This window comes from Microbacterium pygmaeum (assembly GCF_900100885.1).
In the GTDB taxonomy this organism is placed as follows: Bacteria; Actinomycetota; Actinomycetes; order Actinomycetales; family Microbacteriaceae; genus Microbacterium; species Microbacterium pygmaeum.
Map to the genome: position 1 here is coordinate 1,571,205 of NZ_LT629692.1, position 19,911 is coordinate 1,591,115.

General features: G+C 69.0%; 21 protein-coding genes. 12 read left to right on the top strand and 9 right to left on the bottom strand.

Features of this window, described 5'->3' with window-relative positions; translation table 11 throughout:
• Window positions 1-5: 5 nt before the first annotated feature.
• The 4 genes from BLT19_RS07285 to BLT19_RS07300 are packed head-to-tail and all read left to right on the top strand — an operon-like array spanning window position 6 to window position 3,005.
• Window positions 6-884, top strand: coding sequence for an aminoglycoside phosphotransferase family protein (locus BLT19_RS07285; RefSeq protein ID WP_231917841.1), 879 nt, complete (start codon window positions 6-8; stop codon window positions 882-884).
• A 36-nt stretch (window positions 885-920) separates the two neighbouring features.
• Window positions 921-1,325, top strand: a complete 405-nt coding sequence (locus tag BLT19_RS07290; protein WP_091488201.1) for an ester cyclase — start codon at window positions 921-923, stop codon at window positions 1,323-1,325.
• A 29-nt stretch (window positions 1,326-1,354) separates the two neighbouring features.
• A complete protein-coding gene (locus tag BLT19_RS07295) occupies window positions 1,355-2,596 on the top strand; it encodes an amidohydrolase (RefSeq protein ID WP_091488203.1) in 1,242 nt (413 codons plus the stop codon).
• Between the two features lie 4 nt (window positions 2,597-2,600).
• Complete coding sequence (locus BLT19_RS07300; RefSeq protein WP_091488206.1) at window positions 2,601-3,005, top strand: VOC family protein; 405 nt, start codon at window positions 2,601-2,603, stop codon at window positions 3,003-3,005.
• Here BLT19_RS07300 and BLT19_RS07305 read toward each other — a convergent pair.
• Window positions 2,995-3,783 carry a tyrosine-protein phosphatase gene (locus BLT19_RS07305; RefSeq protein WP_157681805.1) on the bottom strand — a complete coding sequence of 263 codons (789 nt, stop codon included), beginning with the start codon at window positions 3,781-3,783 and terminating at the stop codon, window positions 2,995-2,997. The genes BLT19_RS07300 and BLT19_RS07305 overlap by 11 nt on opposite strands.
• A 120-nt stretch (window positions 3,784-3,903) precedes the next feature.
• On the opposite strand from BLT19_RS07305, the gene BLT19_RS07310 reads away from it, so the two are divergent.
• The 3 genes from BLT19_RS07310 to BLT19_RS07320 all read left to right on the top strand — a co-directional run bounded on the left by BLT19_RS07310 (window position 3,904) and on the right by BLT19_RS07320 (window position 5,134).
• Window positions 3,904-4,101 carry a hypothetical protein gene (locus tag BLT19_RS07310; RefSeq protein WP_091488211.1) on the top strand — a complete coding sequence of 66 codons (198 nt, stop codon included), beginning with the start codon at window positions 3,904-3,906 and terminating at the stop codon, window positions 4,099-4,101.
• A gap of 103 nt (window positions 4,102-4,204) precedes the next feature.
• On the top strand, window positions 4,205-4,477 hold the full coding sequence (locus BLT19_RS07315; protein WP_091488212.1) for a DUF7218 family protein: 273 nt from the start codon (window positions 4,205-4,207) through the stop codon (window positions 4,475-4,477).
• A gap of 39 nt (window positions 4,478-4,516) precedes the next feature.
• Entirely contained in the window at window positions 4,517-5,134 is a 618-nt protein-coding gene (locus BLT19_RS07320; RefSeq protein ID WP_091488215.1) for a DUF998 domain-containing protein, read from the top strand.
• Window positions 5,135-5,146: 12 nt separating this feature from the next.
• Here BLT19_RS07320 and cydC read toward each other — a convergent pair whose 3' ends face one another.
• The 5 genes from cydC to cls form a co-directional block, all read right to left on the bottom strand.
• Window positions 5,147-6,844, bottom strand: a complete 1,698-nt coding sequence (cydC, locus tag BLT19_RS07325; protein ID WP_091488217.1) for a thiol reductant ABC exporter subunit CydC — start codon at window positions 6,842-6,844, stop codon at window positions 5,147-5,149.
• Window positions 6,841-8,571 carry a thiol reductant ABC exporter subunit CydD gene (gene cydD / locus BLT19_RS07330; RefSeq protein ID WP_091488219.1) on the bottom strand — a complete coding sequence of 577 codons (1,731 nt, stop codon included), beginning with the start codon at window positions 8,569-8,571 and terminating at the stop codon, window positions 6,841-6,843. Before cydD ends, cydC begins: the two co-directional genes overlap by 4 nt.
• Before the next feature lie 25 nt (window positions 8,572-8,596).
• Window positions 8,597-9,634 carry a cytochrome d ubiquinol oxidase subunit II gene (cydB, locus tag BLT19_RS07335; RefSeq protein ID WP_091488222.1) on the bottom strand — a complete coding sequence of 346 codons (1,038 nt, stop codon included), beginning with the start codon at window positions 9,632-9,634 and terminating at the stop codon, window positions 8,597-8,599.
• Window positions 9,635-9,643: 9 nt separating this feature from the next.
• Window positions 9,644-11,089, bottom strand: coding sequence for a cytochrome ubiquinol oxidase subunit I (locus BLT19_RS07340; RefSeq protein WP_091488224.1), 1,446 nt, complete (start codon window positions 11,087-11,089; stop codon window positions 9,644-9,646).
• A 111-nt stretch (window positions 11,090-11,200) separates the two neighbouring features.
• The gene (cls, locus tag BLT19_RS07345) at window positions 11,201-12,673 is read right to left on the bottom strand and encodes a cardiolipin synthase (protein WP_091488227.1); all 1,473 of its coding nucleotides are present in this window, start codon (window positions 12,671-12,673) and stop codon (window positions 11,201-11,203) included.
• Between the two features lie 129 nt (window positions 12,674-12,802).
• Here cls and BLT19_RS07350 point away from each other — a divergent pair, with 129 nt between their 5' ends.
• The 5 genes from BLT19_RS07350 to BLT19_RS07370 are packed head-to-tail and all read left to right on the top strand — an operon-like array spanning window position 12,803 to window position 16,455.
• The gene (locus tag BLT19_RS07350; RefSeq protein ID WP_091488229.1) at window positions 12,803-13,651 is read left to right on the top strand and encodes a DUF2510 domain-containing protein; all 849 of its coding nucleotides are present in this window, start codon (window positions 12,803-12,805) and stop codon (window positions 13,649-13,651) included.
• Window positions 13,651-14,454, top strand: coding sequence for a sulfite exporter TauE/SafE family protein (locus BLT19_RS07355; protein WP_091488231.1), 804 nt, complete (start codon window positions 13,651-13,653; stop codon window positions 14,452-14,454). The genes BLT19_RS07350 and BLT19_RS07355 overlap by 1 nt, the downstream gene beginning before the upstream one ends.
• 19 nt (window positions 14,455-14,473) lie before the next feature.
• Window positions 14,474-14,920 (top strand): MaoC family dehydratase N-terminal domain-containing protein, encoded by a 447-nt coding sequence (locus BLT19_RS07360; protein WP_091488233.1) that lies wholly within the window; start codon window positions 14,474-14,476, stop codon window positions 14,918-14,920.
• Complete coding sequence (locus BLT19_RS07365; RefSeq protein WP_091488236.1) at window positions 14,917-15,315, top strand: MaoC/PaaZ C-terminal domain-containing protein; 399 nt, start codon at window positions 14,917-14,919, stop codon at window positions 15,313-15,315. Before BLT19_RS07360 ends, BLT19_RS07365 begins: the two co-directional genes overlap by 4 nt.
• Window positions 15,316-15,318: 3 nt before the next feature.
• Entirely contained in the window at window positions 15,319-16,455 is a 1,137-nt protein-coding gene (locus BLT19_RS07370; protein WP_091488238.1) for a UDP-N-acetylmuramate dehydrogenase, read from the top strand.
• A 96-nt stretch (window positions 16,456-16,551) separates the two neighbouring features.
• Here BLT19_RS07370 and BLT19_RS07375 read toward each other — a convergent pair whose 3' ends face one another.
• The 3 genes from BLT19_RS07375 to BLT19_RS07385 all read right to left on the bottom strand — a co-directional run bounded on the left by BLT19_RS07375 (window position 16,552) and on the right by BLT19_RS07385 (window position 19,869).
• Window positions 16,552-17,751, bottom strand: coding sequence for a pyridoxal phosphate-dependent aminotransferase (locus BLT19_RS07375; RefSeq protein ID WP_091488240.1), 1,200 nt, complete (start codon window positions 17,749-17,751; stop codon window positions 16,552-16,554).
• 52 nt (window positions 17,752-17,803) lie between these two features.
• Window positions 17,804-18,139 carry a YciI family protein gene (locus BLT19_RS07380; RefSeq protein WP_091488243.1) on the bottom strand — a complete coding sequence of 112 codons (336 nt, stop codon included), beginning with the start codon at window positions 18,137-18,139 and terminating at the stop codon, window positions 17,804-17,806.
• 134 nt (window positions 18,140-18,273) lie between these two features.
• Window positions 18,274-19,869, bottom strand: a complete 1,596-nt coding sequence (locus tag BLT19_RS07385) for an isocitrate lyase (protein ID WP_091488246.1) — start codon at window positions 19,867-19,869, stop codon at window positions 18,274-18,276.
• Window positions 19,870-19,911: the final 42 nt, after the last annotated feature.

Genomic DNA, 19,911 nt, shown 5'->3' on the forward strand with positions numbered 1-19,911 from the left:
GACCCGTGACGATCGATGAAGACCTCGTCCGCCGGCTGGTGGCGTCGCAGTTCCCGCAGTGGGCGGCCCTCAGCATCCGTCAGGTGATGCCGGGGGGCTGGGACAACCGCACCTTCCGTCTCGGCGACGACATGCTCGTCCGACTGCCGAGCGCCGACGGGTACGCTCCCGCCGTCGCGAAGGAGCAGCGCTGGCTGCCGGTCATCGCGCCCCGCGTGCCGTTCGAGATCCCCGCGCCGATCGCGCTCGGATCGCCCACGCCGCAGTTCGACCGGCCGTGGTCGGTGTACCGCTGGATCGACGGCACACCGGCGGGCGACGTGCCGGGCATCGACATCGATGATCTGGCCCGGGACGTCGCGCGCTTCCTCGTCGCCCTCGCCGCCGTCGAGACGACCGATGCTCCGGCCGCCGGGCCGCACAGCTTCTGGCGGGGTGCGCATCCGCGCGTCTACGACGACGAGGTCCAGCGGTCTCTGCGAGAGCTCGAGGACACGATCGACACGGTCGCTGCGCGGCGGATCTGGGATGCTGCGCTGCGCACGAGAATCACTGCACAGCCGGTGTGGTTCCACGGCGACATCGCGCCCGGGAACCTGCTGCTGCGCGAGGGACGCCTGGTCGCCGTCATCGACTTCGGCACCTCGGGGGCGGGGGATCCCGCCTGCGACCTCGCGATCGCCTGGACGATGTTCGACGACCGCGCACGCGACGTGTTCCGCGCCGCGCTGCCGTGGGATTCGGAAGTCTGGGCGCGAGGGAAGGCGTGGGCGCTGTGGAAAGCGATGCTCGTCCTGGCGGATGCCTCCGGCTCGCACGACCCCGAAGGCGAGGCTCGCAAGGCCCGCATCGTGCTCGAGCGCATCCTCGCCGACGGGACGTGAGCATGCGCTGGGTCCGTCGCCCCGGATAATGGGCGGGTGGAGCCGTGGGAGATGCGCGAGTGGCACGCCGATTACCTGGATGCCTGCAACCGGCACGACCTGGACGCGATCCGATCCTTCCTCTCGCCGTCCGTGCGTCGCGCGCACCTGCCGAGCGGGTCGGATGCCTGGATCGACGACCTCGCCGAGCTGTTCACCGCCTTCCCGGACTGGCGCTGGCGTCGCGTCCAGCTGATCGCGGAAGAGGACCGGCTGGCGGTACACCTTCGCGCAGGCGGCACGCACGCCGCCGCCTTCCGCGGCATCGCGCCGACCCGACGGCATGTGAACGTGGCCGAGTTCGCGATGTACCGCGTGATGGACCGGCGGATCGCGGAGTACTCGGGGACCGGCGATCACATCGAGCTGCTCGCCCAGCTCCACGGAGGTCTTCCCACCTGAGGAATCGGGAGCCGTCCTAGGGTGGAAGGATGACTGATTTCCTGGCGATCACCGGTGGCTACGTCGTTCCCGTCAGCGGAGAGCCGATCGAGGACGGCGTTGTCGTGGTCGCCGACGGCGTCATCTCCGCCGTCGGCGGCTCCGACACGACGATCCCCGACGGCGCGCGCGTCGTCGACGCCACCGGCAGCTGGGTGCTGCCGGGCTTCGTCGAGGCGCACGGCCACCTCGGAGTGCACGAGGACGGGGAAGGGTGGTCGGGGAACGATACGAACGAGATGACCGACCCGAACGGCGCGCGTTTCCGCGCCCTCGACGGAATCGACATCGAGGAGGTCGGCTTCCGTGACGCCCTCAAGGGCGGGGTGACCACTGCGGTGATCAAGCCCGGCTCCGGCAACCCGATCGGGGGACGGACCGTCGCACTGAAGACGTGGGGCGGCCGCACCGTCGACGAGCAGGTGCTCGCCTTCGATGTCTCCGTGAAATCGGCGCTCGGCGAGAACCCGAAGCGCGTATACGGCGACAAGAAGCAGACCCCCTCCACGCGGCTCGGCGTCGCCGCCGTACTGCGCGAGGCGTTCGTGGATGCCCGCAACTACGCGACCAAGCGTGCGGCCGCCGCAGCGAAGGGCGAGCCGTTCGACCGCGACCTCACCGACGAGACCCTCGCCGCGGTACTGGATGGAGAGCTCGTCTGGGACCAGCACTGCCACCGTCACGACGACATCGCCACAGCGATCCGCATCGCCGAGGAGTTCGGCTACACCCTCGTGGTCAATCACGGGACCGAGGGGCACAAGATCGCCGACGTGCTCGCCGAGAAGCACATCCCGGTCATCTTCGGGCCGATGCTCACCTCGCGCTCGAAGGTGGAACTGCGTGATCGCGCGATCGGCAACCTCGCGCTGCTCGCGGCCGCCGGAGTGAAGGTCGCGATCACCACCGACCATCCGGTCGTGCCGATCGACCAGCTTCGGCTGCAGGCGATCCTCGCCGTGCGCGAGGGCCTGCCGGCCCGCACGGCGCTCGAGGCGCTGACGGTGAACCCGGCATCCATCCTCCGTCTGGACGCGCGCGTCGGCGCGCTCGAAGCGGGCCGGGACGCCGACATCGTCATCTGGTCCGGCGATCCCCTGGCGATAGAGTCCGACGTGGAGCAGGTCTTCATCAACGGGCGGCCCGTGGTGGTCCGCACCAGTGCGCAGGACGCGACGCCACGCATCGTCGATCGGTGGGAGCGCTTCGGCCGCACCTCGTGGAAAGGATGATCCGATGGCCGTTCTTGATCACCTGGGCATCACCGTCGAGGACCTGCAGCGCGGGATCGCCCAGTTCGACCCGGTCATGAGCGCGCTCGGATACCAGCGGCACGACGCCGACGGCTCTGTGTCGTGGCAGATGGGCGATGACCCGGAGCTCATCCTGTTCCCCGCCCGCGAACCCGGCAGTGGTCCCCACCGGCATGGGCGAGTGGGCTGGCAGCACCTCGCGTTCGCCGTCGACTCGGCCGAGGACGTCGATCGACTGCACGCGGTCGCGATGGCGGCCGGCTGGCACGCCGTGCGCGACCCGAAGACCTACGCGCGGTTCTCCGATCGCTACTACGCGTCCTTCGTCGAGGACGACAACGGAATACGGATCGAGTTCATGCACAACCCGCCACGCATCACGCCCTGAGGCGCGCGCGAAGCGCCGCGAGCTCGTCGCCGGTCAGCCCACCCGATTCGAGGTAGCCCCCCGCGCCGCCGAACTGCGCATCGGTCCACTCGAGCGCGGCAGCGATCGCCTCGGGCGGGGTCCCCGTCACCAGCGCGCGCACCTCCGGCGTGAGGGGCAGCCCGAACGCGGTGATCATCTGCAGCATCCCGTCAGCCCACGGCCCGGCGAGGTTGTCCTGCGAAGCCGCGTAGTCGGCGATGACGGCGGCGCGGTCGGCACCGACCGCGTCCAGCATCAGCGCCACCGCGACACCGGTGCGGTCCTTTCCGGCCGTGCAGTGCACCAGCACGGCCGTCGGCTCATCGTCCGTCGACGCGGCGATCAGCCGCGCGACCTCGGCGAAGGCGGCCGCGCCGTGCTGCAGCATCCCGATGTACAACTCGCTCAGCGTCGGCAGCGCCGCCATCGCCTGCGCGATCAGCCCGGGGTTCAACGCCGCGCCGCTGCCGACGAAGCGCCCGGCCATCTCGGCCATCGCGCCCTCCAGGATCGACAGCTCCACGACCCGGAACGCCCGGGATGAGGGAAGACGGTCGGGGGCCGTCTGGCGCTCGCCCGGTGTTCGGAAATCGACCACGACGCCGATATCCGTGTCCGTGAGTGCGTCCAGGCCCGCCGGCGTGAGCGCGGCCAGCGCGTCAGAGCGGAACAGCACGTCGCTGCGCGTGGCCCCGCCGCCCGTCAACGGCATGCCGCCCGTGTCTCGGAAGTTGTACAGCCCGTCGATGCTCGCCACGATCCTCGTCTCTTCTCGTCGTCGCACGTGCGCATGACCCAACCTAGGGTCGCGCGTCAACCCGTTGCGAGCCGCGCGCGAACCGGCGGAGTCTGGAGACCAGTCGACCAGGAGGATTCCATGACGGACGAAGCGCAGCATCCGGACCACGGCTCTGATGAGAAGGTCCCATCCGACGAGGAGCTCGAAGAGCCCAGCACCGAGAAGCAGCCCGAGGAGGAACCGAAGGCGGATGCCCCGGGCGAGCCGGAGCCGAGCCACGAAGCCGTCGGGATCGGCGTGATCGGCGGCGACCTCGTCGACCCCGAGACCCGATAGTCGCCGATCGAGCCGCGGACGGCGCGCGCGGAGGATGTCAAGCCCCTGGAGGGCGAGCGCTGAGCATTCCTACCGTGGTCTGACACACGGAAGGGAGCACGCGATGCCACGAAACGCACGGTCGCCACTGCTGGACCCGGAGCTCTATGAGAAGCTGCGCGACGGCGGCGCCTCGAAGGAGAAGGCGGCGCGCATCTCCAACGCCACCGGCGGTACGAAGAAGGGCCGAGCCGCCGTCGGCCGAAAGGGCGGCAAGGCCGGCGACTACGAGGACTGGACGGTGCCGCAGTTGAAGAAGCGCGCGAAAGAGCTCGGGCTCACCGGCTACTCGCGCAAGCGAAAGAGCGAGCTGGTCACCGCGCTGCGCAACCACTGACCGGGCGAAGCGTCCGCGCTCAGCCCGGTAGGCTCGCCCATGAACGGGCAGCGAGGAGCGAGCAGGGTGCAGAACATCGGGGCGGTCATCACGACCTTCGGGACCGCCGTGCTGATCGTCGCGTTGCTGTGGGCGCACCTGGTCTCCACGGATGTCGACCCGGTGCGCGATCCGGTCAGCAAATACGGCATCACCGAAACCCGGAAGCTCTACATGACGGCCGGGTTCGCGGCCGCGATCGCCGCCATCGGCGCGATCATCGTCCTGATGAACATCGCCGGCGACGCCGCGATGATTTCCTGCGTCTTCCTCGCCATCTTCGCCCTGTCGCGCGCGATCATCCCGTTCGTGCCGATGGACGCGGCTCGTGCGAGGGTCACCGCGAGGGGTCGAGCCCACCGCATCCTGGCCTTCCTCGCCTTCGCCTCGATCACCGTGGCGGCCTTCCTCGCCGGCGGCGCCCTGCACGACGCGGGATCGACGACGGAGGCGACCTGGTCGACCGTGTTCGCCGTGATCATGGCGATCGGCAGCATCGGGGTGCTGCTGAGCCCGGCCGTGCGGCTCTTCGCCCGGACCTTCGGGCTCTGGGAGCGCCTGATCTACGTCGGATTCATCGCGTGGTTCATCACGATCGTCTTCGCCGCGCTCGACTGAGTCGGCGGCTGCTCAGGCGGGTTTGAGGCGGCCCTCGTCGATCCGCACCACCCGGTCGACCAGGTGCTCCGGCACGGCCACATGTGAGATCAGCACCACCGCCTGATTTTCCCCGACCGCACCGAGCATGTCGGCCAGGAGCGCGTCCGACGCGTCGGGGTCGACACCCGCCGTCGGCTCGTCCAGCACGAGCACCGGGAAGCCGCGCAGCAGGGCGCGGGCCAGGGACAGCCGCTGCGCCTGGCCGCCCGAGACGAGCGCGCCGCGCTCGCCGACGCGCGCATCGAGTCCGCCGCGATCCCGCAGCCAAGGGCCGAGTCCGACACGGGCGAGAACGCCTTCGAGCTCGACATCGCTCGCCGTGTCGCGCGCGAACAGCAGGTTCTGCCGCACGTCCTCATCGAAGAGCATCGGGCGCTGTTCGCACAGTCCCACGGTGAGGCGCACATCGTCCGCAGCGAGATCGGAGACGGACGCGCCGCCGATCTCGTACTCGCCGTCGGTCTCGAGGAAGCGCACGAGTGCGTGGGCGAGGGTGCTCTTGCCGGCGCCGCTCGAGCCCACGACGAGCAGCCGCTCCCCGGCGCGCACGTCCAGATCGATGCCGCGGAGCGCGGCCGGCGAGGGGAGCGGAGCGGATGCCGCGGGCCAGCGCACCGTCGCATCGTGCAGGTGCAGCCCGCTGCCGAGGACCGGCGCGATCCCCGTCGACGGCGGATGGTCCTCGACCAGCTCGGCGGGAACCCGATCGGGGATGGCGTCCGCGATCCGCTCCGCCGAGGCCCGCACCTGGCGCCACGCAGCGGCGGCCTGCGGCACCGCCGCGAACACCTCGAACACCGCCATCGGAACCAGGACGGCCACCGCGAGGGCCGGGGCATCGAGGCCGCCCGCGGTCAGCCCCGGTGCCGCGGTGAGCACCGCGAGGATCGAGGCGGCGCCCGCCAGGAGCGAGACCATGGCGGCGGTACCCGCCTGGGCCCCGCTGCGTCGCACGACCGCCCGGTGCAGTGCGGCGTCCGCTGCGACGACGCGCGCCCGGCTCTGCGCCTCCGCGCCGAAGGCGATCAGCACATCGAGACTGCCGAGGTGGTCGCTGATCGCGTCGGCGAGGCGGGCGCGCAGGGGTGAAATGGCGCGTTCCGCCCGAGCGCCGGCAGCCCAGCCCCACAGCGTCGCCGCCGCGGCGGCCACCGCCAAGCACCCGAGCAGGGTCAGCGCGGCCGGCCACCAGATGAACGCGACGAGGACGACGGCGCCGATCGCGACGGTCGCCGAGGTGACGAGGGGCTGCACGACGCGCAGGGGCAGGTTCTGCAGATCATCGACGTCATCGACCAAGGCGCCGAGCATCGATCCTCGGTTGCTGCGGGTGAGCCCGTCCGGTGCGAACGGCACCAGCCGGCGCACGAGCGCGGCCCGCGTGGTCGCGAGCTGGCGGAGCGTCGCATCGTGCCCGGCCAGTCGCTCGAGGTAGCGGAACGTGGCGCGTGTCAGGGCGAACAGCCGCACACCCACGACGGCTGCCGACAGATACAGGACCGGCGGCTGCTCACTGGCCCGGACGATCAGCCACGCGCTGACGGCGAGCAGCGCGACGGCGGAGGCCTCTGCGGCGAAGCCTGCCGCCAGCGCCGGCCAGAACCGTCGAAGGGGCGGCACGGCGCCGCGGAGCACCGCGATCGCCTCGGCGCGGGGTGCGGGGCTCATCGGACGACCTCGAGCGCGTTCAAGGCGACGACCTGGTCGGCGATCTCGCGGGCACTCCGCCGGTGCGAGACGAGCACCACGGCGGCGCCCTGGTCGGCGACCGCGCGGACGTTGCGCCACAGCCGGGCCTCTGTGTCGGGATCGAGTGCGGAACTGGGCTCGTCGAGCGCCACCACCACCGATCGGCCGCGGAGGCGGCGATAGAAGGCACGCGCGACGGCCACTCGCTGCGCCTGGCCGCCGGAGATCCCGGCTCCCTGCACGCCAAGGCGGCGGGCGGGGTCCAATTCGCCGGCGCAGGCGAGTTCGAGCGCCCGGCGTATGTCGCCGGCCTCCGGCGCCGGGTCGCCGAGGGCCACGTTCTCCGAGATCGAGCCCGAGACCAGGCCCGGCCGCTGGCCCGCCCACGCGAGCCACGTCGCCGGTGCGAGGCTGCGGATGGCGGCGTCACCGATCTGCGCGGTGCCCTCGAAGCCGGCGGCGCCGCGCAGCGCGGCGAGGACGCTCGATTTTCCGGCGCCGCTCGGCCCCTCGATCAGCGTCACGGTGCCGGGTGCCGCGACGAAGTCGACGGGCGGCAGCATCCGCCCTCCGCGCCGAACGCGCATCCCTTCGATCCGCAGGACCCCGCTGGCGCGGTTCGGGGCGGATCCCGTGCGCCGGGGCGCGGATTCTCCGCCCCGATGCGCAGACCGTGCCCCGATCCCGGCGGCGGTGCCGTGCGCGCGAGTCCCCGCGGCGTCGAGCACGTCGAACACCACGTCGCTGGCAGCCACCCCCTCGGTTGCGGCGTGGAACTGGACGCCGACCTGGCGAAGCGGCAGGTACGCCTCCGGTGCCAGGAGCAGGACGAACAACCCGACGCCGAGGGCCAGCGATCCGTCGATGAGTCGGAAGCCGATCGAGACCGCGATGACGGCGACGGAGATGCTGGCGAGGAACTCCAGGGCGAAACCCGATAGGAACGAGACCCGCAGCACCTTCATCGTCTCGCGCCGGTAGTCCGCGGTGACCTTCTCGATCGAGGCGGCGGCGCGATGCTGGCGTCCGTAGATCTTCAGAGTCGAGAGGCCCTCGACGGTGTCGGCGAACCGCGCGGCCAGGCGCTGCAGGGTGCTCCATTGACGTTGCTGCGTCGCGCGGGTCGCATAACCGATCAGGACCATGAAGATCGGGATCAAGGGCAGGGTGAGCACGACCGTCAGCCCCGAGATCCAGTCCTGCCACCACATCGTGGCGACGAGGATCGGCGTGGCGACCGCGGTGGAGACGAGCTGCGGCAGATACCGGCCGAAGTACGCCTCGAGTGCATCGAGTCCGCGGCCGGCGGTCACCGCCAGCGCGGCGGAGTTGCGCGTGTCCAGCCACTCGGGCCCGAGCCGGTCGATGCCGGCGATCAGCGCCGCGCGCAGTTCCGTCTGCACGCGCGCCGCAGCGCGCGAGGCGACCGCTTCGCGAGCCCACAGCAGGAGCGCGCGTACCGCGACGACAGCGCCCAGCGCGCCGAGCGTCGCGGCCAGTTCGGGGAGCGGCATCCGCTCGATCGCGCCTACGATCACCCTCGTGAGCAACCCGGCGAACGCGATGATGACGGCGGTCTGTGCCACCGCGATCGCGCCGATGGCGACGAAGAACCAGCGGGACGATGCCGCGTAGCGCAGCAGCCGCGGATCCACCGGCTTGCCGCTCACGCGCGGCGGTCCCGCGGCATCCGTCTGGTCACTCACAACGCTTCCGACCCTATCGTCCGGGTCAGTGCGGGACGGATGCCGCTGCCTTCTCGATCCGGGAGCGCGAGACCCGCTTGCGGAAGATCCAGTACGTCCAGCCCTGATAGGCCAGCACCAGCGGCAGGAAGACCAGGGCCGCCCACGACATGATCGTCAGCGTGTAATCGGTGCTGGAGGCATTGTCGATCGTCAGGCTGTTCGTGGCCATGTCGAGCGTCGACGGCATGACGTAGGGAAACAGCGCGAACCACAGAGCGAGCACCGCCGCGACGATGGTGAAGGCGCCGAATCCGAACGCCCACCCTTCGCGACCCCGGACGTTCGCCACCCACGATCCGATCAGCAGCGCAGCGGCAACCGCGGCGAAGATCACCGTGATCCCGGCGAGCGGCCGCTCCTGGGCGAAGGCCATCCCGATCGTCCAGGTCAGGAACGTCGCAGCGACGACGATGGTGAGCAGCCCCGCGCGACCTGCCAGCCGCTGCGCATCGGCGGCGACCTGGCCGTCGGTCTTCAGCGCGACGAAGTACACGCCGTGCGTGAAGAACAGCAGCAGGGTCGTGAGTCCGCCGAGGAGTCCGTACGGGTTCAGAAGAGTCAGCAGCGAGCCGGTGAACTCGTGGTCGGCGTCCAGCGGAACGCCCTGCACGATGTTGGCGACCGCGACTCCCCACAGCAGTGCCGGCACGGCCGAGCCGATCACGATCATCCGGTCGAAGCCGCGCTTCCAGCGGAGACTGTCGCGCTGATGGCGGTATTCGAATGAGACGCCCCGCAGAATCAGCGCGAGGAGGATCAGCAGCAGGGGCAGATAGAACCCGCTGAAGAGGGTCGCGTACCACTCCGGGAAGGCGGCGAACAGGCACGCGCCGGCGACGATGATCCAGGTCTCGTTGAGATCCCAGACCGGGCCGATCGTGTTGATGATCTGGCGACGGCTGATGTCGTCCTTGCCGAGGAAGGGCAGCGACATCCCGACACCGAAGTCGAAGCCGTCCAGGACGAAGTAGCCGACGAACAGGAAGCCGACGATGAAGAACCAGAGGTAGGCGAGATCCATGATCGGCTCCTAATAGACCGTCGTCGGGGTGTCTTCGAGGGCGTGCTCGCGCGGATCCGGATCATCGGGTCCCGGCAGCGGATCCGGTCCTCGATGCGCGGTCTTCAGAATCAGACCGATCTCGACGACGGCGAGCGCCGCGTAGATCGCGGTGAAGGCGAGCAGCGAGATCAGCACCGTCCACCCAGGGACGCTCGGCGAGACGCCGTCCTCGGTGAGCATCAGCCCGAACACGATCCAGGGCTGGCGGCCCATCTCGGTGAAGACCCAGCCGACGAGGATCGCGAACAGCGATGCCGGCCACGCCCAGATCGCGAGGCGCCATGCCCAGGTCGGGACGGCTCGTTTCGCCTTCTTGCGCGTGAGCCACAGACCCACCACGGCGGTGAGCGCGGCGATTCCGCCGAGGCCGATCATCCAGCGGAACGACCAGTACGTCACCCACAGGATGGGGGCGAAGTTGCCGTCGACCTGGTCGGCGAACTGCGGGAACAGCTGGGTGGTGTACTCCGCGTTGAGGTCGTTGATCCCCTCGACGCAGCCGTCCAGGGTGTGCGTGGACAGGAAGGACAGCAGGTAGGGGATGCGGATGGAGAACAGCTCGGTCGATCCGTCGGGCGTTCCCAGGGTGAAGATGGAGAAGGATGCGTCGGCGCCGCACGCGCTGTTGAACATCGCCTCCGCTGCCGCCATCTTCATCGGCTGGGTCTGGACCATCACCAGGCCCAGCTGGTCGCCGGAGAGCGCGACGCCGGCGAACGCGATGATCATGCCCCACAAGCCGTAGCGCAGGGAGGAGCGCATCATCTCGACGTTCCGCCCGCGCACGAGCTGCCAGGCCGAGATGGAGATGATCACGCCGGCGGTCATCATGAACGCGGCGAAGAGCGTGTGCGGCAGGGCGGCCAGGGCGACCGGGTTCGTCAGTACGGCGAGGAAGTCGTTCATCTCGGCCCGGCCGCCGTCCTGGGCCATCTGATAGCCCACCGGGTTTTGCATGAAGGCGTTCGCTGCGAGGATGAAATAGGCCGAGAACCAGGCGCCGATCGTGGCGATCCAGATGCTCGCGAGGTGGAGTCCCTTCGGCAGCTTGTCCCAGCCGAAGATCCACAGTCCGATGAAGGTCGCCTCGAAGAAGAAGGCCATGAGTCCTTCGAACGCCAGCGGAGCGCCGAACACGTCGCCCACGAAGCGCGAATACGACGACCAGTTCATGCCGAACTGGAACTCCTGCACGATGCCGGTGACCACGCCCATGGCGAAGTTGATCAGGAAGATCTTCCCGAAGAAGCGCGTGAGGTGCAGCCACTTCAGGTTCGCCGTCCGAAACCACGCAGTCTGGAAGATCGAGACCGTCAGCGCCATCCCGAGCGTGAGCGGGACGAACAGGAAGTGGTAGAGCGTCGTCAGGCCGAACTGCCAGCGGGCCAGCAGGAGCGGGTCGAGAAGATCCACGAAGTCTCCTATCGCGAGGGAGCCACCTATGTGGTCTGACCACAGTAACTGTGGTCAGACCACACGCGCAAGTGTGGCTTCATTGTGACGCAGGAGCGGTGCCAGCAGGAGTCAGTTCACAGCCGAGGTCAGCCGCGCGAGACCGTCCAGGAACGTGGCCTTCCGAGGCTCGCGGCGCCACTGCTCGAGCGTCAGCTCGCGGCCGGCATCCCGGTATCCCTGCTCGACCTCGCGCATCTGCGCGACGAACGAAGCGCCGCGCACGAGCATCATGACCTCCATGTTCAGACTGAACGAGCGGATGTCCATGTTGCTGGATCCGATCACGGCGATGTCGTCGTCGATCGAGAAGTGCTTGGAGTGGAGGATGAACGGCGCGGGGTAGAGGAAGATGCGCACCCCGGCCTCCAGCAGCGCGTCGTAGTACGAACGCTGCGCGTGATAGACCAGCCCCTGGTCTCCGATCTCGGAGACGAACAGCTGAACATCGAGCCCGCGCTGGCAGGCGGTCGTGATCGCGTAGACCATCGCCTCGTCGGGGACGAAGTACGGGCTCGTCAGGATCACCTTGTCGGTGGCGCCGTAGATCAACGACAGGAACAGACGGAGGTTGTTCTCGGTCGGGTAGCCCGGACCGCTCGGGACGACCTGGCACACCAGCTCGTCCGCGGAGGTGTTGCGCTCCAGGGCGTCGGTGGGCACGTGCTCGGTCTCCAGCAGCGATTCGCCCGTCTCGATCAGCCAGTCCGAAAGGAAGACGGCATTGACGGATGCCACCACGGGGCCGGTCACGCGGGTGACCAGCTCCTGCCACTTCAGCCCCCGCTTGATGTGACTGGGGGAGTCGTAGGAGCGGTCGATGAGGTTCTGCGACCCCAGGAACGCGACCCGGCCGTCCACGAGGACGATCTTGCGGTGGTTGCGCAGATCGGGGCGCTGATACTTGCCCTGGAACGGCATCACCGGCAGCATCCACGCCCATGTCACGCCGATGCGATCCAGCTCGGCGAACGTCTCCTTCGATCGGGCGACGCGCTTGGAGGACACGTGGTCGGCGAGCAGGCGCACCGAGACGCCGCGTGCGACGGCGCGCTCCATGGCGGAGAAGAAGCCGCGGGTCGTGTCATCCCACGCCACGATGAAGAACTCCACATGCACGAACGAGGTGGCCGCATCGATCTCGGCCGCCATCGCATCGATCGACCCGGTGTAGTCGCCGAGCAGCGCCGCGGCGTTGCCCCCGACTGCCGGCAGCGCCGTCAGGGCCGTGTTCTGGTCGACGACCCGCTGGAACCATCGCGGCCAGTCCGCCGCCTCGCCCGGCTCGGTCCTGCCGGCGACGCGCTCGGTGATGAGCTCGTTGATCCTCGCCTGCTCGTCGCGCCGCTTCGCCGGCAGCGTGAAACTGCCGATCAGCAGGAACAGCGCGATGCCGACGAAGGGCAGCAGCACGATCAGCAGCAGCCAGGCCATGGCGGCGGTCGGCTTGCGGTGGCGCGGGATGATGATCAGCGCGGCGATCACGATCACGACGTGGGCGGCGGAGAGCACGATGCCGGCGATGAGATTCCCGTTGATGTCCATTTGGCGTGAGGTTATCGGCCGTACCACGCGCGCGCCTCGCCCGGGAAGGACGATATCCGCCCGACTGCCTCGGATAGGCTCGCCGTGCGACGCGCTCCAGCCCGTCGCGGCGCAGGAGGGAACGATCGAATGGCCACCACACCGCCGGGATGGTACGACGACGGACGCGGCGCCCTGCGCTGGTGGGACGGACAGCAGTGGACCGAGCATGTGCAGACGCCCGACCCGGATCCGGCCGTCGACGCACCGGCCGAGGAACAGGCGCCCGCGGCACCGACGCTCGAGGACGGCGTGTCGGTTGAACCTGCCGAACCGGCGGTGCCATCTCCCGATCAGCCCGCCGCGTCGAACGATCCCGATCTTGCCGCACGGCCGGCCGAGTACCCGCCGTCGGCGCCTCCGGGCTACCCTGGCGGTTTCACCGGCGGGGCGGCACCGGCGGGCGGATTCATCGCGGCGACGGAGCCGAAGAAGTCCAAGCTCTGGATCCTCTGGGTCGTGCTCGGCGTCGTGCTCCTGGGCATCGTCATCCTGATGGCCATCCTCATCCCCGTGCTGATCGGCGTCTTCGGCAACGCGACCTCCGGTGGCGGGAACGGCGGGGCGAGCGATGCCGATGAGGCCGCCGCCGTCGCGGCCGTGCAGCTCTACGACGAGGCTTGGCGGACCGTCGACTGCGACAAGTTCGTCGCGGCGACCACTGAAGAGCTCCGGGTCGCGCTCGAACTGACCGCGTGCGAGGACTTCGATGTCGCGGCGACCGGCTTCAGCGAGTCGGTCGAGAACTACCAGCTGACCGTCACCGCGGTGGAGCGCGACGGTGACGAGATCTCCGTGCAGACCTCCGAGACGTACGACAGCCTGTACGACGAGGACGGGAACCCGGTCGAGGAGCCGACTCCCTACGAGGATCGCTACGACTACACAGTGGTGCCCTCGGCCGGAGGCTGGGCCGTCGACGACCTCGATTCCAACTGATGGGGGACCTGTCCGAGCCGCCCACCCGCAACGCGCGATTCGTTCTCGGCTGCATCGGGATCGGCCTGATCGCCGGACTTCTGTCCGGCCTGTTCGGCGTCGGCGGCGGAACGGTCATCGTGCCGCTCCTGGTGCTGCTGATGAGCTTCGATCAGCGGCTCGCAGCCGGAACGTCGCTGGCGGCGATCGTTCCGACCGCGACCGTCGGGGTGATCTCCTACGCGCTGCACGGGTCGGTGGCCTGGATCCCGGCGCTCATCCTGGCGGCGGGTGCGGTCGTGGGAGCGCAGATCGGGAGCTGGCTGCTGCCGCGGACGCCCATCACCGCCCTGCGATGGGGCTTCGTCGGGTTCCTGAGCGTCGTGATCGTCAGTTTGTTCCTCGTGATCCCCTCGCGCGACGCCGACCTGCCGCTGACGATCATCACGATCCTCGGACTCGTGGTGCTGGGGCTCGTGACCGGAACGCTCGCCGGGCTCCTCGGCGTGGGCGGTGGGATCATCGTCGTGCCCGCGCTGATGCTGATCTTCGGCACCAGCGACCTGATCGCCAAGGGCACGTCGCTGCTGATGATGATCCCGACCGCCATCTCGGGGACGGTCGGCAACATCCGCCGTCGCAATGTCGATCTCTTCGCCGCCGCGCTGATCGGCGTAGCCGCGTGCACGACGACCGCGATCGGGGCCTGGATCGCGACGATCGTCGACCCGTTCCTGGGCAACGTGCTGTTCGCGATCTTCATCGCCGTGATCGCGGTGCAGATGGCGCTGCGCGCGATCCGCGGCCGCAAGCCGAAGAACTGAGCCTCGGTAGGATGACACGGTGCCAGTGAACACCGAGCTGGTCGGGCGCGAGTTCGCCCCGACCGCCCCCTACCTCGTCGGCCGGGAGAAGGTGCGCGAATTCGCTCGTGCCGTCCTGGCCACCGACCCGCAGCACTTCGATCCCGCCGTCGCGCGCGGGCTCGGCTACCCCGATGTCGTCGCGCCGCCGACCTTCGCGATGGTCGTGCAGGACCTCACCCTGCAGCAGCTGCTGGCCGAACCCGACAGCGGAATCGAGCTGGCCCGCGTCCTGCACGCGGAGCAGCGCTTCCGCTACTCGCGTCCGATCGTCGCCGGCGACGAGCTCACTGCGACGCTGTCGGTCTCGGGCGTACGCGTGATGGGCGGCAACGCGATGGTCACCAGTGACGCCGAGATCCGGGATGCTGCGGGCGAGCACGTCGTGACGGCGACCTCCGTCCTCCTGGTCGGGGCTGACGCGTGAACGCCGTCGGAGACGTGGTCGCAGCGCGCACCGTGCACCTGACCCGTGAGTCGCTGGTGCGCTACGCCGGAGCATCCGGAGATTTCAATCCCATCCACTATCGCGATGACATCGCCGCAGAGGTGGGTCTCCCGGGCGTTCTCGCGCACGGGATGCTGACGATGGGACTGGCCGTCGAGACCATCGTTCCGTGGCTCGGTGACGCCGGACGCATCCTCGACTACGGCGTGCGGTTCAAGAACCCGGTCGTCGTCGACCCCGAGTCCGGCGCAGACCTGACCGTCACCGCGACCGTGGGCGCGATCGACGATGGCTCGGCGCGCATCGACCTGACCGTCACCTCGGCCGAGACGACCGTCCTGGTCAAGGCCCAGGTCCGCGTCGCGCTCGCCTAGCCGATGCCTGCCGTCGAACCGATTCCCCTGGCGCGCCTGACGACGCTGCGCACCGGCGGCCTGCCCGAGCGCATGGTGGACGCCCACAGCACCGACGAACTGGTGGACGCGCTGCGGACGGCGTGGGCGGACCGCGAGCCCGTCCTCGTGCTCGGCGGCGGATCGAACGTGTTCGTCGGCGACGAGCCGTTCGAGGGAACCGTGATCCGCGTGCTCACCGGCGGCATCGAGCGGTTGTCGTCACCGCGGTCGGGCTTCGCGCGACTGCGCGCGCAGTCGGGCGAAGGGTGGGACGAGGTGGTCGCCGTCGCCGTGGATCAGGGACTGGCGGGCATCGAAGCGATGTCCGGCATACCCGGCACGATCGGCGCAGCTCCGGTGCAGAACATCGGCGCGTACGGCCAGGAGATCGTGCAGACGCTCGTGGAGGTCGACCTCATCGACGAGGACTCCGGCGAGATCTCCACAGTGCCGGCGGCGGACCTGGGTCTGGGGTTCCGCACGTCGGTGCTCAAGCACCACTACGGCTCGGTCCCCGAACGGCGCGCCGTCATCCTTTCGGTGACCCTCGAGCTGGAGGAGGTGGGTGAGTCCCCGCGGACCGTTCCCGGCAGCCAGCTGCGGACGGCCCTCGGACTCGCGCCCGATGCCGAGGTCTCCCTCTCCTGGATCCGCGATCACGTCCTCGCCACACGCGCTCGGAAGGGCATGGTCCTGGATGACGGCGACCCCGACACCTACAGCGCAGGGTCGTTCTTCCAGAACGCCATCGTCTCGGCATCGTTCGCCCGCACCCTCCCCGCGGAGTGCCCCCGCTGGCCGGTCACACCCGACATGGACCCGGTGCTGGTCATTCCACTGACGGCATATCAGGGGTATGTCCCGCCGACCCAGAGCCGGGAGTCCGACGTGAAGGTCAGCGCCGCCTGGCTGATCGAGCACTCGGGCCTTCGCAAGGGCTTCAAGCTGCCGCGATCACGAGCGTCCCTGTCGACCAAGCACGCTCTGGCCCTGACGAACCGCGGATCGGCGACCGCCGCCGAGCTCGCCGAGCTCGCACGGTTCATCCAGGGCCGCGTGCAGGCCGAGTTCGGGCTGATCCTGCAACCCGAACCGGTCCTGGTGAACGTCGTACTCTGACCCCGGTGCCCTCACTTGACCCAATCGGCCCCTTCCGACGCGTCGGAAGGGGCCGATTGGGTCAAGTCACGCTGGGGCTCGGCGGGAGCCCGGGGTTCAGGCGAAGAGCCGCTGCAGGCGCTGCACACCCTCCAGCAGCGCGTCGTCGCCGAGCGCGTACGACAGGCGCAGGTATCCGCTGGGGCCGAAGGCCTCACCGGGGACGACAGCGACCTCGGCCTTCTCGAGGATGAGGTCGGCCAGCTCCAGTGAGGTCGTGGGGGTCGAACCCGCCCACTCCCGACCGAGCAGCCCCTGCACGTCGGGGTAGACGTAGAACGCGCCGAGCGGGTTCGGCACCGTCACGCCCTCGATCTTCGCGAGCTCTTCGACGATGAGCTTGCGGCGCCGGTCGAATGCCAGCCGGAACTCCTCTGCCTCGGTCTGCGGCCCCGTGAGGGCAGCCAGCGCGGCGCGCTGCGCGACGTTGTTCACGTTGCTCGACAGGTGCGACTGAAGGTTCGCGGCGAGCTTGATCGCGTCTTTGGGTCCGACCATCCAGCCCACGCGCCAGCCGGTCATCGCGTAGGTCTTGGCGACGCCGTTGACGAGGATCGTCTGGGCCGCGGCATCCGGCACCGCCTCCACGATCGAGACCGCACGCGCCCCCTCGTAGACGAGGTTCTGATAGATCTCGTCCGAGATGATCCAGATGCCGTGCTCCACGGCCCACTCGCCGATCGCCCGCGTCTCTTCGGGGGTGTAGACGGATCCGGTCGGGTTCGAGGGCGAGACGAACACCAGCGCCGTCGTCCGGTCTGTGCGCGCCGCCTCCAGCTGCTCGACGGTGACCTTGTATTCCTGGTCGGCGCCGGCGAAGACCTCGACCGGCACGCCGTCGGCCAGGGCGATCGCTTCGGGGTAGGTCGTCCAATAGGGGGCGGGCAGCAGCACTTCGTCACCGGGGTTCACCACGGCCTGGAACGCCTGATACACGGACTGCTTGCCACCGTTGGTGACGACGATCTGCGACGGGTCGACCTCCAGCCCGGAGTCGTGCAGCGTCTTGGCGGCGATGGCTTCGCGCAGCACCGGCAGGCCGACTGCGGGTGTGTAGCGGTAGTTGGCCGGGTCGTGCAGCGCTTCGGCGGCCGCATCCACGATGAACTGCGGCGTGGCGAAGTCGGGCTCGCCCGCCGCGTACGAGATCACCGGTCGGCCGGCGGCCTGCAGTGCCTTGGCCTTGGCGTCGACCTTGAGGGTCGCCGACTCGGCGATCGCGGAGAGTTTGCGGGACAGGGGAGCGCGTTCGGTCACCTCTCGAGCGTACCGGGGGCGGCTCGATGAGCCACCCCCGGTACCGTCTCGATCAGCCCTCGAACGGCCAGAAGGCGCGCACTTCGATCGTGCCGTGGGTGGCCATCGGATGCCGCGTGGCCACCGCGACGGCGTCCTCGAGCGACTCGCACTCCAGGATGTCGAAGCCGGCGATCCACTCGTGCGTCTCGGCGAACGGCCCGTCGGTCACGGTCACCTTGCCGTTGCGACGGCGGACGGTCTTGGCAGCCGACGGCGGGCGCAGCCGCTCGCCGTCCAGTCGCACCCCGCTGCCGTCGTATTCCTGCACCCACTCGTCGACCGTGATCGGCGTCTCCTCCTCGGAGTACAGGGTCGGGTCGGCGATCACCAGCATCATGAATTTCATCGCGAGTCCTTTCTCGTCTGCGACGTTACGTGAAGGGCGTCGAATGCCCGTCTCGTCGATCGACAAAGGCGCGCGAAAAAGATGAGGGACGGATGCCGCGGCATCCGTCCCTCGTCCACACCGGCTCGCAGGGGTCAGCCGAACTGGTTCATCGTGTTGTCCTTGCCGCCGGCCTTGAGGGCCGCATCCCCGGCGAAGTACTCCTTGTGGTTGTCGCCGATGTCGCTACCGGCCATGTTCTGGTGTTTGACGGTGGCGATGCCCTCACGGATCTCGCGGCGCTGGACGCCCTCGACGTACGCGAGCATCCCCTCGTCGCCGAAGTAGCCCTTCGCCAGGTCATCGGTCGACAGTGCGGCCGTGTGATAGGTCGGCAGCGTGATGAGGTGATGGAAGATGCCGGCGCGTGCCGAGCCCTCCCTCTGGAACGAGCGGATCTTCTGGTCGGCGAGGTCCGCGAGCTCGGTGCCGTCGTAGGCGACGTTCATGAGATCGGCCCGCTCGTAGGCCGAGACATCCTGGCCCTGCTCCACCAGCAGGTCGTAGACCTGCTGTCGGAAGTTCAGCGTCCAGTTGAACGACGGGCTGTTGTTGTAGACGAGCTTCGCGTCCGGGATCTCCTTGCGGATCTCGTCGACCATGCCGGCGATCTGCTCGACGTGCGGCTTCTCGGTCTCGATCCACAGGAGGTCGGCGCCGTTGCGGAGCGCCGTGATGCAGTCCAGGACGCAGCGCGCCTCGCCGGTGCCGGCACGGAACTGGTACAGGTTGCTGGCCAGACGCTTCGGCCGCACGAGCGTGCCGTCGCGCTTGATGACGACGTCGCCGTTGCCGAGCTCGGCCTGCGAGATCTCCTCGACGTCCAGGAACGCGTTGTACTGGTCGCCCAGGTCGCCGGGACGGTGGGACACGGCGAGCTTCTGCGTGAGCCCGGCGCCGAGCGAATCGGTGCGCGCCACGATGATGCCGTTGTCGATGCCCAGCTCGAGGAATGCGTAGCGGACGGCGGTCAGCTTCGCGATGAAATCCTCGTGGGGCACGGTGACCTTGCCGTCCTGGTGGCCGCACTGCTTCTCGTCGGAGACCTGATTCTCGATCTGGATGGCGCACGCGCCCGCCTCGATCATCTTCTTGGCCAGGAGGTAGGTGGCTTCGGGATTGCCGAAGCCCGCGTCGATGTCGGCGATGATCGGCACCACGTGGGTCTCATGGTTGTCGACCTGCGACTGGATGAACTCGACAGCGGTCTCGTCGCCGGCGACGCGGGCCGCGTCGAGCTTCGTGAACAGCAGGTCCAGCTCGCGGGCATCCGCCTGACGCAGGAACGTGTACAGCTCTGCAATCAGTGCCGGGACCGAGGTCTTCTCGTGCATCGACTGGTCCGGAAGCGGCCCGAACTCCGAGCGGAGGGCTGCAACCATCCACCCCGAGAGGTAGAGGTAGCGCTTGTTCGTGGTCTTCAGGTGCTTCTTGATCGAGATCATCTTCTGCTGCCCGATGAAGCCGTGCCAGACCCCGAGCGACTGCGTGTACAGCGACGAGTCGGCGTCGTACTCGGCCATGTCCTTCCGCATGATCTCGGCCGTGTACCGGGCGATCTCCAGGCCCGTCGTGAAGCGGTTCTGCGCCCGCATGCGGGCGACGTGTTCGGGGTTGATCGCATCCCAGCCGGCGCCGCGCTGCTGCGTGAGGCGCTGGATGGCCTGGATGTCGTCTGTGTACGTGGTCATATCAGGTCCTTGATCGGGGTCGTGGGTCGTCGAGGGGTATCG

Bases quoted from the DNA above. Each gene is read 5' to 3' on its own strand.
- BLT19_RS07295 (WP_091488203.1), top strand. From the start codon at position 1,355: ATGACTGATTTCCTGGCGATCACCGGTGGCTACGTCGTTCCCGTCAGC.
- BLT19_RS07300 (WP_091488206.1), top strand. From the start codon at position 2,601: ATGGCCGTTCTTGATCACCTGGGCATCACCGTCGAGGACCTGCAGCGC.
- BLT19_RS07310 (WP_091488211.1), top strand. From the start codon at position 3,904: ATGACGGACGAAGCGCAGCATCCGGACCACGGCTCTGATGAGAAGGTC.
- BLT19_RS07315 (WP_091488212.1), top strand. From the start codon at position 4,205: ATGCCACGAAACGCACGGTCGCCACTGCTGGACCCGGAGCTCTATGAG.
- BLT19_RS07320 (WP_091488215.1), top strand. From the start codon at position 4,517: ATGAACGGGCAGCGAGGAGCGAGCAGGGTGCAGAACATCGGGGCGGTC.
- cydC (WP_091488217.1), bottom strand. From the start codon at position 6,844: ATGAGCCCCGCACCCCGCGCCGAGGCGATCGCGGTGCTCCGCGGCGCC.
- cydB (WP_091488222.1), bottom strand. From the start codon at position 9,634: ATGGATCTCGCCTACCTCTGGTTCTTCATCGTCGGCTTCCTGTTCGTC.
- cls (WP_091488227.1), bottom strand. From the start codon at position 12,673: ATGGACATCAACGGGAATCTCATCGCCGGCATCGTGCTCTCCGCCGCC.
- BLT19_RS07350 (WP_091488229.1), top strand. From the start codon at position 12,803: ATGGCCACCACACCGCCGGGATGGTACGACGACGGACGCGGCGCCCTG.
- BLT19_RS07355 (WP_091488231.1), top strand. From the start codon at position 13,651: ATGGGGGACCTGTCCGAGCCGCCCACCCGCAACGCGCGATTCGTTCTC.
- BLT19_RS07370 (WP_091488238.1), top strand. From the start codon at position 15,319: ATGCCTGCCGTCGAACCGATTCCCCTGGCGCGCCTGACGACGCTGCGC.
- BLT19_RS07380 (WP_091488243.1), bottom strand. From the start codon at position 18,139: ATGAAATTCATGATGCTGGTGATCGCCGACCCGACCCTGTACTCCGAG.
- BLT19_RS07385 (WP_091488246.1), bottom strand. From the start codon at position 19,869: ATGACCACGTACACAGACGACATCCAGGCCATCCAGCGCCTCACGCAG.